The organism is Azoarcus taiwanensis (genome assembly GCF_012910885.1).
In the GTDB taxonomy this organism is placed as follows: domain Bacteria; phylum Pseudomonadota; class Gammaproteobacteria; order Burkholderiales; family Rhodocyclaceae; genus Azoarcus_F; species Azoarcus_F taiwanensis.
The window spans coordinates 1-13501 of the sequence record NZ_WTVM01000107.1 but is presented as its reverse complement, the minus strand read 5'-3'; the positions used below and the strand labels follow the sequence as shown (position 1 = coordinate 13501).

Below are 13501 nucleotides of genomic sequence, written 5' to 3'. Positions count from 1 at the left end.
GCTCGAGCCGCGCGACGAACTGAGGTACGGTCACGAGCTGTGGGCCGAGGTAAATTCCGGCTTGCTGCTCAAGGCCCGTCTCGTTGACGAGAATGGTCGTGTCGTCGAGCAGTTTGCGTTTACCGACGTGTCGATCGGCGGAAGAATCGACGCCCAGGCGCTCCAGCCGCGTTTCCAGCAAGGCGATGACTGGCGCATTATCGATGCGCAAGGCAACCAGCTCCCGGTTGCCGATGCAGGGTGGGCGCTCACAGCGAGCCTGCCCGGCTACAGTCTGAAATCTGTCGTCAAACGCCCTCTTGGGCGAGACCGCGGAGAAATCCTTCATATGGTCTTCAGCGACGGGCTGGCAGCTGTGTCGGTGTTCATCGAACCGGTGGATGTAGAGCGAGTCGACGGTGGTCTGGGGCCGTTGTCGACCGGCCCGATCAATATCTTCAAACGGATGGCCGGAGACTCCCTGATAACCGTACTCGGCGAAGTGCCCCTGGCAGCCCTGGAACGGCTCGGCGCGGGGTTGGAACCCACTCGATGATCGAGGCCCGTGCCACGGTGGTCAGGGTCGAACCCGGGCGGGCCTGGTTCAAAGTCGATGATCGGCAGGATGGCTGCGGCCGTTGTGACGAACCTGGCGGATGCCGCTCGGTCAAGCTGGCGTATTCGATCAAGCCGCCCACCGAGGTCTTCAGCCTGCCGGATGATTCGGGGCTTCAACCGGGCGAGCCCGTCCTGATCCGCATGAAGGACGGTGCCCCCCTGCTAGGTGCCCTAGGAAGCTACGGTCTCGGTGCCTGTCTGCTGGTAGCGGGCGCGGCTTTGGGTCACCTCATTGCATCGCAGGGGCGAGAAGACTTGTTTGCACTGTTCGGTGGCAGCCTGGGAATCCTGATCGCGATCGGCTTCAATCGGCTGCTTCATCGGAGTCGTCGCTGGCGGGGTACGCTCGCGATGGAGATCGTGCGCGACCGGCAATTGTGCCCCCAGACGGTGGAGAAGTGCGTGTGAGCGGATTGCGCAAGCTGTTTGTCCTTGCGGTGGTCGTGTTGCTGCCAGCCGTCGGAGCGGCGAGTTCATTGCCCGACTTCACCGAACTGGTGGAACGTCAGGCGCCCGCGGTAGTGAACATCAGCGCCTCGCAGTCCGCTTCGCGCGCGCTGCCGACACTGCCTGGCATCGACGAGAACGACCCGATGTACGAGCTCTTCAGGCGCTTCGTTCCCAACTTTCCCGGTGGGCCGCGCGGCGATGCGCCGGGCGAGCGTTCTCGCGGCTCCGGCTTCATCGTCAGCGAAGACGGATTCATTCTCACCAATACGCATGTCGTGGATGGCGCGGACGAGGTCATCGTGCGGCTTGCCGACCGCAGGGAGTTTCATGCGACTGTTGTTGGCACCGATGCCCGCAGCGATGTGGCGGTACTGCGCATCGAGGCCCGTGATTTGCCCACCGTGGTCATCGGCAATCCCGAAGCCCTCAAGGTCGGCGAGTGGGTCGTCGCGATCGGTTCGCCGTTCGGCTTTGACCAGTCGGTGACCGCCGGCATCGTCAGTGCCAAGGGCAGGGCGCTACCGGACGAGAACTTCGTGCCGTTCATCCAGACTGACGTCGCGATCAACCCCGGCAACTCGGGCGGGCCGCTTTTCAACCTGCGCGGCGAAGTCGTCGGTATCAACTCGCAGATCTACAGCCAGACTGGTGGCTTCATGGGTTTGTCGTTCGCGATCCCGATCGATGTTGCGATGTCGGTGCAAGCGCAGTTGCGCGAGGACGGGCGGGTTCGTCGCGGACGCATCGGCGTTGCGGTGCAGGAGGTGACGCGTCCCCTCGCAGAGAGCTTCGGCCTTGAGCGTCCTGAGGGTGCGCTCGTCGGAGGCATCGAACCCGGTGGGCCGGCGGCCCTGGCCGGTGTCGAGGTGGGCGACGTGATTGTGCTGTTTAACGGTCGCGAGGTGCTGAGTTCGAGCGAGTTGCCACGCATCGTCGCTGCAGCCAGCCCTGGTAGCGCAGTGGATATGGTCGTGGTGCGCGAAGGCCGGAAAGAGTCGATTCGAATCACGCTGGGCGAATGGGACGATTCACCCCGCGCAGTCAGCGTCCGTGAGAAGCCTGCACCGGTTGCGCCGAACCGTCTGGGTCTCATCGTGGAGTTGCCGGCGGGAGACGAGGGTGGCGCGCCCGGGCTCATCGTGCGCGAAGCCGTTGGGGCTGCCGCGCGCGCCGATCTGGTTGCCGGAGACCGGCTGCTCGCGCTGGTGGCGGACGGTCGACAGACGCCACTGCGTGAAGTCGATGCATTTGAGAGCAGGGTTGCCGCGCTCGAAGACGGGGAGGTGATCACCATGCTCGTCGCGCGCGGATCCGGTACCTTGTTCATCAGCATCAAGGCTGGCGAGTGAGCGAGCGCGTCTTTACCGTTCTTGGTCGGCGGTGGTGCCATCTGTGCGACCACATGGTCGAACGCCTCCAGCCAATCGCCGATGAGTTCGGCTGCGAGATCGAGGTGCTGGACGTGGATGAGGACGAGGCACTCGAGGCGCGTTGGGGTTTGCTGGTACCGGTATTGCTCGCGGGAGACCAGGAGTTGTGCCACTACCGCCTCGATGTCGCTGCGGTTCGTGCTTATTGTCGCCGTTTTCCGCTAAAATCCGGGTCTTAGCAAAACCGACCGTCCAATCCGGGTGTCGCGAGGCACCCTTTTTTGTTGTCTCATGCAACATATTCGAAACTTCTCGATCATCGCCCACATCGATCACGGCAAGTCCACGCTCGCCGATCGACTCATTCAGGCCTGTGGCGCATTGTCAGACCGCGAAATGGAAGAGCAGGTGCTCGATTCCATGGATCTGGAACGCGAGCGCGGCATCACCATCAAGGCGCAGACCGCGGCACTGCACTACAAGGCGCGCGACGGGCAGGTCTACAACCTGAACCTGATCGACACCCCTGGCCACGTCGACTTTTCCTATGAGGTCAGCCGATCACTGTCCGCGTGCGAAGGCGCGTTGCTGGTGGTCGATGCGTCTCAAGGAGTCGAGGCGCAGACGGTGGCCAACTGCTATACCGCCATCGAGCAGAACGTAGAAGTCATTCCGGTCCTGAACAAGATCGATCTGCCTGCTGCCGACCCGGAAAGCGCGCGTGCCGAGATCGAGGACGTGATCGGTGTAGACGCTTCGGAGGCGGTCCTGTGCTCGGCCAAGACCGGCATCGGCATCGATGAAGTGCTCGAGCTGGTGGTCGCGAAGGTGCCACCCCCAAAGGGCGACCCGGATGCCCCGTTGAAAGCGCTGATCATTGATTCCTGGTTCGACAACTATGTCGGCGTGGTCATCCTGATCCGGGTGGTCGATGGCGTTCTCAAACCAAAGGACCGCATTCTGCTGATGTCGACCGGCGCGCAGTATCCCTGCGACGAGGTGGGCGTGTTTACCCCGCGTTCGGTCGCCCGCGAACAACTGTCTGCCGGTGAGGTGGGCTTCGTCATCGCCGGTATCAAGGAGTTGCAGGCCGCCAAGGTGGGTGACACCGTCACCCTCGCCAACCGGCCGGCTGGCGAGCCTTTGCCGGGCTTCCGAGAGATCAAGCCGCAGGTTTTCGCCGGGCTGTATCCAGTGGAATCCAGCGAGTACGACCAGCTCCGTGAGTCTCTCGAGAAGCTCAAGCTCAACGATGCATCGCTGCAGTTCGAACCCGAGGTGTCACAGGCGCTGGGTTTCGGATTCCGTTGCGGGTTCCTCGGCATGTTGCACATGGACATCGTGCAGGAGCGCCTGGAACGTCAGTTCGACATGGATCTCATCACCACCGCGCCGACGGTGGTGTACGAAGTGTTGATGAACAGCGGTGAAACGCTGCGCATCGAAAACCCTGCCAAGCTTCCCGACCTGTCCAAGGTTGCCGAGATTCGCGAGCCGATCATCACTGCTACGATCTTCCTGCCGCAGGATTACGTCGGGCCAGTGATCACGCTCTGTAATCAGAAGCGTGGCATGCAGGTGGATATGCGCTACCTCGGTCGCCAGGTTCAGCTGGTGTACGACATGCCGATGAACGAAGTGGTCATGGACTTCTTTGATCGGTTGAAATCCGTCTCGCGCGGCTACGCGTCGCTAGACTACGAGTTCAAGGAGTATCGCCTCGCGGATCTGGTCAAGCTCGATCTGATGGTCGGTGGCGAGAAGGTGGACGCCTTGTCGGTCATCGTTCATCGCGCCAGCGCACAGTATCGTGGCCGGGAGCTCGCCGCGAAGCTGCGTGGCCTGATTCCGCGGCAGATGTTCGATGTGCCGGTCCAGGCCGCTATCGGCTCGCACATAATCGCCCGCGAGACCATCAAGGCCTTGCGCAAGAACGTGCTTGCCAAGTGCTACGGTGGCGACATCTCCCGCAAGCGCAAGCTTCTGGAAAAGCAGAAGGAAGGCAAGAAGCGGATGAAGCAGGTCGGGAACGTCGAGATTCCGCAGGAGGCTTTTCTTGCAGTGCTGCGCACTGACGAAAGCAAGTGACGCAGGCGACCACCCTCATGCGTTCGGGTCTCACCCGCGCGACGCCGAAGAACTGACGGAGCACCAGTGAACTTCGCACTCATTCTTTTCATATTGCTGGTGATTACCGGCGTGTTGTGGTTCTTCGACCGTTTCCATGCCCGCAAGCGACGCCCGGCCAACGCGCCGTCGCCGTGGTGGGTGGAGTATGGCTCGAGCTTTTTTCCGGTCATCCTGATCGTCTTCGGTCTGCGCTCCTTCGTGGTCGAACCGTTCCGCATCCCGTCCGGGTCAATGATTCCCACACTGCTGGTTGGCGATTTCATCCTGGTGCAAAAGTGGTCGTACGGCATTCGCCTGCCGGTGATCAACAAGAAGGTCATCGCTATTGCCGACCCGCAGCGGGGTGATGTGATGGTGTTCCGTTATCCCGCCGATCCGAGCCTCGATTACATCAAGCGGGTGGTCGGTCTGCCCGGAGACCGGATCGACTATCATGACAAACGCTTGCGCATCAACGGTGAACTGATCGAGCTGGTGCGAGAGGAGGATTACCTCCATCCGGATCGCCTGTACTACTCGCCGCAGTTCAGCGAACGGCTCGGCGAGCGAGCGCATGCGGTGTTGATCGAGCGCGACGTGCCGCCGTTCATTTCGCATGTACTGGATTTCCCATATCGGGAGAACTGCACCTATACTACGTCCGGCGTCAGCTGCGTCGTGCCCGATGGTCATTATTACGTCATGGGCGACAACCGTGACGCGAGTAGTGACAGCCGGGTGTGGGGCTTCGTGCCGGACGAGAACATCGTTGGCAGAGCCTTCTTCATCTGGTTCAACTTCAATGACATGAAACGCATAGGGAGTTTCCATTGAAAGAGGGCATTGTTTTGCGGAATCGCCAGCGAGGGGTGAGCCTGCTGGGTCTGCTGATCGTTGGCGGTTTGCTGGCGTTCGCGCTATTGCTGGCGTTTCGCTCGGTGCCTGCGGTCACCGAGTACATGGCGGTGCAGCGCATCATCAAGACGGTAGCGGACGAAGGCAATCAGGGCGCGACGATGGCCGATCTGCGACGCAGTTTCGATCAGCGCGCATACATCGATCGAGTCGAGACAATCACCGGTCGTGACCTTGATATCTACAAGCAGGGTGGTGTCGTTGTCATTGAAGCCGAATACGAACGTCGGGTGCCAATAGCCGGCAACGTCTACCTGCTGTTCGATTTTCACGCGACGACCTTGGGCAGGTAGTGACATCGGACATTACCAAACTGCAGGCTCGGATTGGGTATCGGTTTTCCGACAGCGCTGTCCTTCTGCAGGCGCTGACCCATCGAAGTTTTGGGCAGCCGAATAACGAGCGCCTTGAGTTTCTTGGCGACAGCATCCTGAATTGCGTCGTCGCCATGCGCCTGTTCGAGCGCTTTCCGGATCTCAAGGAAGGCGAGCTTTCTCGCCTTCGTGCATCCCTGGTCCGCCAGGAGGGTTTGCACCGGGTCGCGACCGAGCTTGACCTTGGCGCGTACTTGCGCCTTGGCGAGGGCGAGATGAAGAGCGGGGGCTTTCGCCGTCCGTCGATTCTCGCCGATGCGCTCGAGGCGCTTTTCGCCGCAGTCAATCTTGACGGTGGCTTTGACTCAGCCAAAGGGGTCATCGACAGGCTCTACGCGCCCTTGGTCGACGAAATCAATCCCGCTGCTGCCTTCAAGGACGCCAAGACTGCGCTTCAGGAATGGCTTCAGGCACGCAAACTGCCTCTACCGTCCTATCAGACAATGAATGTTCATGGCGAGGCCCATGCCCAGGAGTTCGAGGTGGCCTGCGTGGTGGACGCCGTCGGATTGCGCGAGGTTGGACGTGGTGCCAGCCGTCGCGCCGCGGAGCAGCAGTCGGCCGAAGCCGCATTAGCACAACTGAAGAAATCGTGAATCCAGAGACCGCCACCCCGCCAAGTGACGACGCCTTCCGAACCGGCTTCGTTGCGATCGTCGGCCGGCCCAATGTCGGCAAGTCAACCTTGCTCAATCGTCTGATCGGGCAAAAGATCAGCATTGTCTCGCGCAAAGCCCAGACCACGCGGCATCGTGTGACAGGGGTGCTGACCGAGCAGCGGGCGCAGTTCATCTTCGTCGACACGCCGGGCTTCCAGATGCGTCACCGCAATGCGCTGAACAGGGCGATGAACCGCAGCGTCACGCAGGCGCTGGCCGATGTCGATGTCGTCTTTTTTGTCGTCGAGGCCGGCCGCTTTGGCGACGACGATCGCAAGGTGCTCGAAGTGCTACCGCGTGACGGAAAGGTCGTGCTTGTCATCAACAAGATTGACCGCCTCACCGATAAACGGGTTTTGCTGCCCTTCATTTCGGAACTCAGCGAAGCCTTCCCGTTCGTCGAGATCGTGCCCCTCAGCGCCGAGAAGGGTACCAATGCCGAGGCTTTGCTCGGCGTCGCTCGTCCATTGTTGCCCGAGGGCGAGCCGATTTTCGGTGAGGACGACATCACCGATCGCAGCGAACGCTTTCTAGCGGCTGAATTCCTGCGGGAGAAACTCTTCCGCCTGCTTGGCGATGAGTTGCCATACGGCATCGCGGTGGAGATCGAAAAGTTCGAGACCGAGGGCAATCTGCGGCGCATCTTTGCCGCCGTGATCGTCGATCGCGACAGCCACAAGGGCATCGTCATCGGCAAGAAAGGTGAGCAACTCAAACGAATCTCGTCCGATGCCCGGGTCGAACTGGAAAAGCTGTTCGGCGGAAAGGTGTATCTGGAAGTCTGGGTCAAGGTGAAGCACGGCTGGGCCGACGACGAGCGCGCGCTCAAGAGTCTCGGCTACGAGTGAGCCCTCGCTCGCTCCCAATGGATCGCGTCGGTGAGTCACAAGCAGCGAGTCGATCAGCAACCGTCGTTTGTTCTTCACAGCCATCCCTGGCGTGAAACGAGTCTGATCGTCGAAGTCTTCTCGCGTGACTACGGCCGGGTTGCGATGGTCGCCAAGGGCGCACGGCGGCCGATGTCGGCATTGCGCGGGGTGCTCATGGCTTTCCAGCCACTGCTGGTTGATTGGTCTGGAGGCGGCGAAGTCAAAACCCTGGTGCGTGCCGAGTGGCAGGGCGGTCAGCCACTGCTGACCGGGCGCGCCCTTTTGTGCGGCTACTACCTCAACGAGCTGCTGGTGAAGCTCTCTGCACGAGAGGATCCGCACCCCGGGTTGTTCGAGGCCTACTCGGAAGCGCTTTGTCAGCTTGCGGGCGGCCAAAGCCAGGGCGTCCTGCTGAGACGCTTTGAGTTGGCCTTGCTTCGTGAGCTGGGCTACGGTGTGCTGTTGGATCATGATGCCCGCAGTGGGGAGCCGGTCGATCCTGCGCGGCGCTACCTCTATATAATCGAGGAAGGCCCGATCGCCCTTGGGGCGGACATCGGCAGCGTCGATCCGGACTGCCAAATCATCAGCGGCCAGACCTTGCTCGACATGGCTGCGGGCGTCCTCGAGCGTCCGGAAACACTGGCGCAAAGCAAGAGCTTGTTGCGCGCGCTGATCAATCATTATCTCGGCGGACAGAGTCTCCAGTCGCGCCGGGTATTCACGGAGTTACAGCTGCTGTGATCGAACTCGGTGTCAATATCGACCATGTCGCCACGCTACGTCAGGCTCGCCGTACCTGGGAGCCGGATCCCGTCTGGGCAGCAGTCGAGGCTCACCTCGGCGGTGCCGACGGCATCACCATCCACTTGCGCGAAGATCGGCGCCACATCGGTGACGACGACGTGCGCCGCTTGCGCGAACTCACCCAGGTCAAGCTCAACCTCGAGATGGCTGCGACCGACGAGATGGTGCAGATCGCTTGCCGTACCAGGCCGGAAATGGCGATGCTGGTGCCTGAGGGGCGGTTGGAGGTCACCACTGAGGGCGGGCTCGACATCGTGTCTCAAGAGGCCTGGCTGGCCGAGGTGATCGGCCGGCTTGCCGATGCTGGCATCATGACCAGCGTGTTTATCGATCCTGATGTTGTTCAGGTCGAGGCGGCTTCACGCATCGGCGCGCGGGTGTGCGAGATTCACACTGGACCCTATGCCCATGCGTTTCACACCTGCGGTCGCGATGCCGAGAGCCCTGCGGTGCTCTCCGAGCTGGACAGGATTCGCCGCGCGGGCGAGGCTATCCGTGGATTGGGCATGCGTTTCAATGCCGGGCACGCACTCAACTATTACAACGTCCAGCCGGTCGCACGCCTTGCGGGTGTGCGCGAGTTGCACATCGGTCATGCCATCGTCAGCCGTGCGATGTTTGTCGGCATTCGTGAGGCAGTGCGCAAGATGAAGCGCCTGATGTGCGAAGCCGCTGCGGGTGGAGCCGGGCTGGCGTGATCTTTGGCATCGGGACCGATATCGTGCGTATCGCACGCATGGATGCGTCGCTGCAACGTCATGGCGAGCGCTTTGCGGCGCGTATTCTTGCCGAGCGTGAGCGCGTTGAGTTCCAGCAGAGTGCCGATGCCGCGCGCTTTCTCGCCAAGCGCTTCGCGGCCAAGGAGGCCTTCGGTAAGGCGCTCGGCACTGGTGTCGCAGTGCCGGCCACCCTGCATGCGATCGGCGTCGATCATGACGCCCTGGGCAAACCGGTCTTCAGCTACGACGACCGCCTCGCGGACTATCTTGCCGAGCGCGGGCTTTCGGCCCACCTGAGCCTGTCCGACGAAGCGGAATACGTGGTTGCGTTCGCGCTCATCGAACGCACAGCGACGGAGGGAGGGCCAGTATGAGTGCGCGCGCACTGCCGCTCGGACCGGTGATGCTCGATGTCGCCGGCACCCGCCTTACCGATGCGGAGCGTGAGCGCCTGCTCGACCCCCTCGTCGGCGGCGTGATTCTTTTCGCGCGCAATTTCACCGATTCTGAAACACTCATCGAGTTGACCAGCGAAATTCGGGCGCTACGCAAGCCCGCCCTGCTGATTGCGGTCGATCACGAGGGCGGCCGGGTGCAGCGTTTCCGCACAGACGGCTTCACGCAGCTCCCGGCCATGGCGGTGTTGGGCCGACTCTGGGAGGGTGACCATGTCGCCGCGCTCGACGCTGCGCGCAGCACCGGGTTCGTGTTGGCAGCAGAGCTCATCGCCCATGGCGTCGATCTGAGCTTCGCGCCGGTACTCGATCTCGACTATGGCTGCAGCCGGGTCGTTGGCGATCGTTCCTTTCATCGCGACCCGCAGGTCGTCACCTCGCTTGCCGGCGCATTGTGTGCCGGCATGCAGGAGGCAGGCATGGGCAGCGTCGGCAAGCATTTTCCGGGGCATGGTTTTGTCGAGGCCGACTCTCACCATGAAATTCCGGTGGACCAGCGTGATTTCGACACTGTCTGGGATGCGGACATCCAGCCCTACCGACATCGTCTCTTGCGCCGGCTCTCGGGCGTGATGCCGGCGCATGTGATCTACGAGAATATCGATCCGCGCCCGGCGGGTTTTTCGTCCTTCTGGTTGCAGGAGGTCTTGCGTGCGCGGCTGGGCTTCGATGGCGTGATTTTCAGTGATGACCTCACCATGGAGGGTGCGACGGTTGCCGGTGACATCGTTGCCCGCGCTCGCTCGGCCTTCGAAGCCGGCTGCGACATGGTGCTGGTCTGCAACCGGCCGGATCTCGCCTCGGATCTACTGGACCGCTGGGCGCCGGTCGTGAGCGACGCCACCCGCGCACGAATCGCCGGATTGCGACCGCGACCGAGGTTTGCCGACCCGTTCGCGCTCGAGCTCAGCGAACCGTATCGTAGCGCTCGGGAGGCCGTGCGGCAGCTCGCGGAGCCGATGGCATGAGCGAGGAAGTGCAGGGCGAGGGGCGCAAGCAACCACGGTCCGATTTCGACGCCAAGGCTTTTCTCAAGACCGTCCCGGAAAAGCCCGGCGTTTACCGAATGATCGGCGCCGATGAGAAGGTGCTGTACGTCGGCAAGGCCAAGAATCTGAAACGCCGGGTGTCGAACTACTTCCAGCGCACCCAGCCCAGTCCGCGCATCGCGATGATGGTCTCGCAGATCCTGCGCGTTGATGTCACGCCCACGCGCTCAGAGGCTGAGGCGCTGATCCTCGAGAACAATCTGATCAAGCAGCTCTCGCCGCGCTACAACATCCTGTTCCGCGACGACAAGTCCTATCCGTACATCTGTCTCACCGGTGACACCTTCCCGCGCCTCGCTTACCACCGCGGCGCCTTTGCTCGTGGCGCGCGCTATTTCGGTCCATTCCCGAATGCGGGCGCGGTGCGCGAGAGCATCCACCTGCTGCAGAAGACCTTCCGCCTGCGTACCTGCGAGAACTCGGTGTTCCAGAACCGTTCGCGGCCCTGTCTGCTGCACCAGATCAAGCGCTGCACCGCCCCTTGTGTCAACCTGATCACCGAGGATGACTACGCTCAGGACGTTCGGCTGGCCGCGCGCTTTCTAGACGGGCGGGCAAGCGAAGTCATCGACGACATCACCACTCGAATGAACCAGGCCGCGGAACGGCTCGCCTTCGAAGAGGCGGCGGCATGTCGCGATCAGGTACGGGTGTTGCAGGCGGTGCTGCACCGCCAGTTTGTCGACAGCCGCAAGGACGAGGATGTGGACATCGTCGTCGCGGTCGAGGATGCGGGCCTTGTGTGTGTGAACATCGCCATGGTGCGGGGTGGTCGTCACCTCGGCGATCGACCGCAGTTTCCGAGCACCGCCGCCGGACTCGGCGCGCTGGACGCCCTGCTGGCCTTCGTCGAGCAACACTATCGCGACCACCCGATGCCGGCGCGGCTGCTGGTCAACCTGCCGGTGGCGCCGGTCAAGGCGCTGCTCGCCGAGGTCAGCGACAAGCCTTGTGCCGTGATCGGCGCCCGCCACGCCACCGAAAAGGCCTGGCTCGAGATGGCCGAAGGCAATGCGCGGATTGCAGTCCAGGCACGCTTGCGCGACACCGGTCGCATCGAAAGCCGGCTCGAGGCCTTGCGGGAGTCGCTCGACCTGCCGGAAGCGCCGGGCCGGATCGAGTGTTTCGACATCAGCCACACCATGGGCGAGGCCACGGTGGCGTCATGCGTCGTGTGCGAGCGCGGGGCGATGAAGAAGTCCGAGTATCGTCGCTACAACATCACCGGCATCACCCCCGGCGATGACTATGCCGCAATGCGGCAGGTGCTCGAGCGTCGCTACGGCAAGGTTGCGGCGGGGGAGGGCGTGTGCCCGGACCTGATCCTGATTGACGGCGGCAAGGGGCAGGTCGGCGCCGCGCGAGAGACCCTCGGCGAAATCGGGCTGGAATCGGTAGCGATGATCGGCGTCGCCAAGGGCGAGGGACGCAAAGCCGGGCTGGAGTCACTGGTCGCGGCCGACGGTCAGACCGTCACCCGACTGCCTGCGGATCATCCCGCGCTCCATCTCATCCAGGAGATCCGCGACGAGGCGCACCGTTTCGCGATCACCGGCCACCGTGCCCGCCGCGCGAAGGCGCGAGTCGGCTCACGGCTGGAAGACATCCCTGGCGTCGGCGCGACCCGTCGGCGCAAGCTGATCGAGACCTTCGGCGGCCTGGACGGCGTACGGGAGGCCACGGTTGACGACTTGTGCCGGGTCGACGGCATCAGCGAGCAACTAGCGCAGCGTATTCATCGGCATTTTCGATGAATTCGGGTGCCGGACCCCGGGGCTAAGTGTCCCCACTACCTGTGGGAGCCGCGTGAGCGGCGAACGGCTTCGCTTCGAGAGAAGATCAGCGCAAATCCCCAATCGTGGCCTTCAGCCGGTCGATATCCTCGTCCGTCCATCCCTCCGGTGCGCTGACTGCCCGCCAGGCGTCGATGTAGTGCTCGGTGGCGTAGGCGTGGCCGTAGCCGATCGGCGCATTGTCGGCGGCAGCGATATCGACAGCCAGTTGCAGCATCGTCACCACCGGGAACCAGCGCAGGCTTGGTGAGACGTCCGGTCCGCGGCTGCCCGACAACCACGCTGGCTCACGCAGAAACGCCATCGGGTCGAAGAAGGTCACCGGGTCGCTGGCGTACTGAAGATAGACGATGCGCAGTGGTCCCCACGGTGCGTCGAAGTCGTCCAGCTGGGTGTCCTGGTTGGTGAAGCGGATCACCGCGCCGTCGCGAAAACGTGGCAACCAGGCGGGGGAGCTCGGGACCCGGTTGGCGGTGACCCATTGCCAGGTCGGGCTGCGGAACGGCGGGCCGCTCCACAGCGCGCCATGGAAGGGGTTTCCGACAATATCCCACATGTCTGCCGAACGCTCTGAGTTGAGCGCGCCGAGGCTCAATCCGTGCAGGTAAAGTCTCGGCCGGGTCTGCTCGGGGAGTGCCAGCCAGTAGTCATAAACCGCACGGAACAATGCCTTTGCGGTGTCGGCGCCGTAATCGGGTTGAGCGAGCAGCGAAAGCCAGCTCGGCAGATATGAATACTGAACCGCGACCGAGGCGACATCGCCATGGTGAAGATATTCGAGACTGTTGATCGCGCCGGGGTCCACCCAGCCAGTACCCGTTGGGGTGACGACCACCAAGGCGGAGCGGTCGAATCCGCCAACGCGTTTCAGCTCAGCCAGAGCCAGCGCGGCGCGCTGCTCGATGGTTTCGGCCGAGTTCAGGCCGACATAGACGCGCAACGGCTCCAGCGCCGATTGGCCGGTAAAACCAGCGATGTCGTCGCGGCCCGGGCCGGAGCCTACGAAGCGCCGCCCCTGCCGACCGAGATCACGCCAGGCGATCAGCGAATCGGCGCTGCCAGTCTTCAGCGGGTTGAACGGTGCGTCCACCTCGGCCTCGATATGGGCGTCGAGTTGCCCGAAAGAGGCATCGAAGGCGTTCATCACCGCCCGCGCGAAGACGCCGTTGGCAATTGTCCAGAAGACGAAAATCGAGAAGCTCACCGCGACGAATGCCGATATCCGCACCGGGACGATGCGATTTAGCCTTCGTGAGACGATGCGCGTCATCAGTGCGAACAGACGTGCCACGAAGAGCAGCACGGCGAACACGAGGGCAGCGATCAGACCCACCG

Annotated in this window: 15 protein-coding genes; 14 read left to right on the top strand and 1 reads right to left on the bottom strand. The window is 62.6% G+C overall.

Annotated features, from left to right (window positions below; all coding sequences use genetic code 11):
* The 14 genes from GPA21_RS15100 to uvrC form a co-directional block, all read left to right on the top strand.
* The coding region (locus GPA21_RS15100) for a MucB/RseB C-terminal domain-containing protein (protein WP_211163624.1) at positions 1-535 on the top strand (535 nt) is incomplete at its 5' end.
* Positions 532-1005, top strand: a complete 474-nt coding sequence (locus GPA21_RS15095) for a SoxR reducing system RseC family protein (RefSeq protein ID WP_211163623.1) — start codon at positions 532-534, stop codon at positions 1003-1005. The genes GPA21_RS15100 and GPA21_RS15095, both read left to right, overlap by 4 nt.
* Positions 996-2396, top strand: a complete 1401-nt coding sequence (locus GPA21_RS15090; protein WP_168988956.1) for a Do family serine endopeptidase — start codon at positions 996-998, stop codon at positions 2394-2396. The genes GPA21_RS15095 and GPA21_RS15090 overlap by 10 nt, the downstream gene beginning before the upstream one ends.
* Complete coding sequence (locus GPA21_RS15085) at positions 2393-2656, top strand: glutaredoxin family protein (protein WP_168988955.1); 264 nt, start codon at positions 2393-2395, stop codon at positions 2654-2656. Before GPA21_RS15090 ends, GPA21_RS15085 begins: the two co-directional genes overlap by 4 nt.
* A gap of 52 nt (positions 2657-2708) precedes the next feature.
* Positions 2709-4505, top strand: a complete 1797-nt coding sequence (lepA, locus tag GPA21_RS15080; protein ID WP_168988954.1) for a translation elongation factor 4 — start codon at positions 2709-2711, stop codon at positions 4503-4505.
* 66 nt (positions 4506-4571) lie between these two features.
* Positions 4572-5360 carry a signal peptidase I gene (gene lepB / locus GPA21_RS15075; protein ID WP_168988953.1) on the top strand — a complete coding sequence of 263 codons (789 nt, stop codon included), beginning with the start codon at positions 4572-4574 and terminating at the stop codon, positions 5358-5360.
* Positions 5357-5734, top strand: a complete 378-nt coding sequence (locus GPA21_RS15070; RefSeq protein WP_246261988.1) for a DUF4845 domain-containing protein — start codon at positions 5357-5359, stop codon at positions 5732-5734. Before lepB ends, GPA21_RS15070 begins: the two co-directional genes overlap by 4 nt.
* Positions 5735-5745: 11 nt before the next feature.
* Positions 5746-6411, top strand: coding sequence for a ribonuclease III (gene rnc, locus GPA21_RS15065; RefSeq protein WP_422614154.1), 666 nt, complete (start codon positions 5746-5748; stop codon positions 6409-6411).
* Entirely contained in the window at positions 6408-7322 is a 915-nt protein-coding gene (era, locus tag GPA21_RS15060) for a GTPase Era (RefSeq protein ID WP_168988951.1), read from the top strand. The genes rnc and era overlap by 4 nt, the downstream gene beginning before the upstream one ends.
* 30 nt (positions 7323-7352) lie before the next feature.
* Positions 7353-8087: a DNA repair protein RecO gene (gene recO / locus GPA21_RS15055; protein WP_168988950.1), complete on the top strand. Its 735-nt coding sequence runs from the start codon at positions 7353-7355 to the stop codon at positions 8085-8087.
* Positions 8084-8848, top strand: a complete 765-nt coding sequence (locus GPA21_RS15050; protein ID WP_168988949.1) for a pyridoxine 5'-phosphate synthase — start codon at positions 8084-8086, stop codon at positions 8846-8848. The genes recO and GPA21_RS15050 overlap by 4 nt, the downstream gene beginning before the upstream one ends.
* Positions 8845-9243 carry a holo-ACP synthase gene (acpS, locus tag GPA21_RS15045; RefSeq protein ID WP_168988948.1) on the top strand — a complete coding sequence of 133 codons (399 nt, stop codon included), beginning with the start codon at positions 8845-8847 and terminating at the stop codon, positions 9241-9243. The genes GPA21_RS15050 and acpS overlap by 4 nt, the downstream gene beginning before the upstream one ends.
* Positions 9240-10292 carry a beta-N-acetylhexosaminidase gene (nagZ, locus tag GPA21_RS15040; RefSeq protein ID WP_246261987.1) on the top strand — a complete coding sequence of 351 codons (1053 nt, stop codon included), beginning with the start codon at positions 9240-9242 and terminating at the stop codon, positions 10290-10292. The genes acpS and nagZ overlap by 4 nt, the downstream gene beginning before the upstream one ends.
* On the top strand, positions 10289-12127 hold the full coding sequence (gene uvrC / locus GPA21_RS15035) for an excinuclease ABC subunit UvrC (protein ID WP_168988947.1): 1839 nt from the start codon (positions 10289-10291) through the stop codon (positions 12125-12127). The genes nagZ and uvrC overlap by 4 nt, the downstream gene beginning before the upstream one ends.
* Before the next feature lie 85 nt (positions 12128-12212).
* Here uvrC and GPA21_RS15030 read toward each other — a convergent pair.
* The coding region (locus tag GPA21_RS15030; RefSeq protein ID WP_168988946.1) for an alpha/beta hydrolase at positions 12213-13501 on the bottom strand (1289 nt) is incomplete at its 5' end.

Excerpts from the sequence above, each read along its gene's own strand:
- GPA21_RS15095 (WP_211163623.1), top strand. The coding sequence starts at position 532 with ATGATCGAGGCCCGTGCCACGGTGGTCAGGGTCGAACCCGGGCGGGCC.
- lepA (WP_168988954.1), top strand. The coding sequence starts at position 2,709 with ATGCAACATATTCGAAACTTCTCGATCATCGCCCACATCGATCACGGC.
- nagZ (WP_246261987.1), top strand. The coding sequence starts at position 9,240 with ATGAGTGCGCGCGCACTGCCGCTCGGACCGGTGATGCTCGATGTCGCC.
- uvrC (WP_168988947.1), top strand. The coding sequence starts at position 10,289 with ATGAGCGAGGAAGTGCAGGGCGAGGGGCGCAAGCAACCACGGTCCGAT.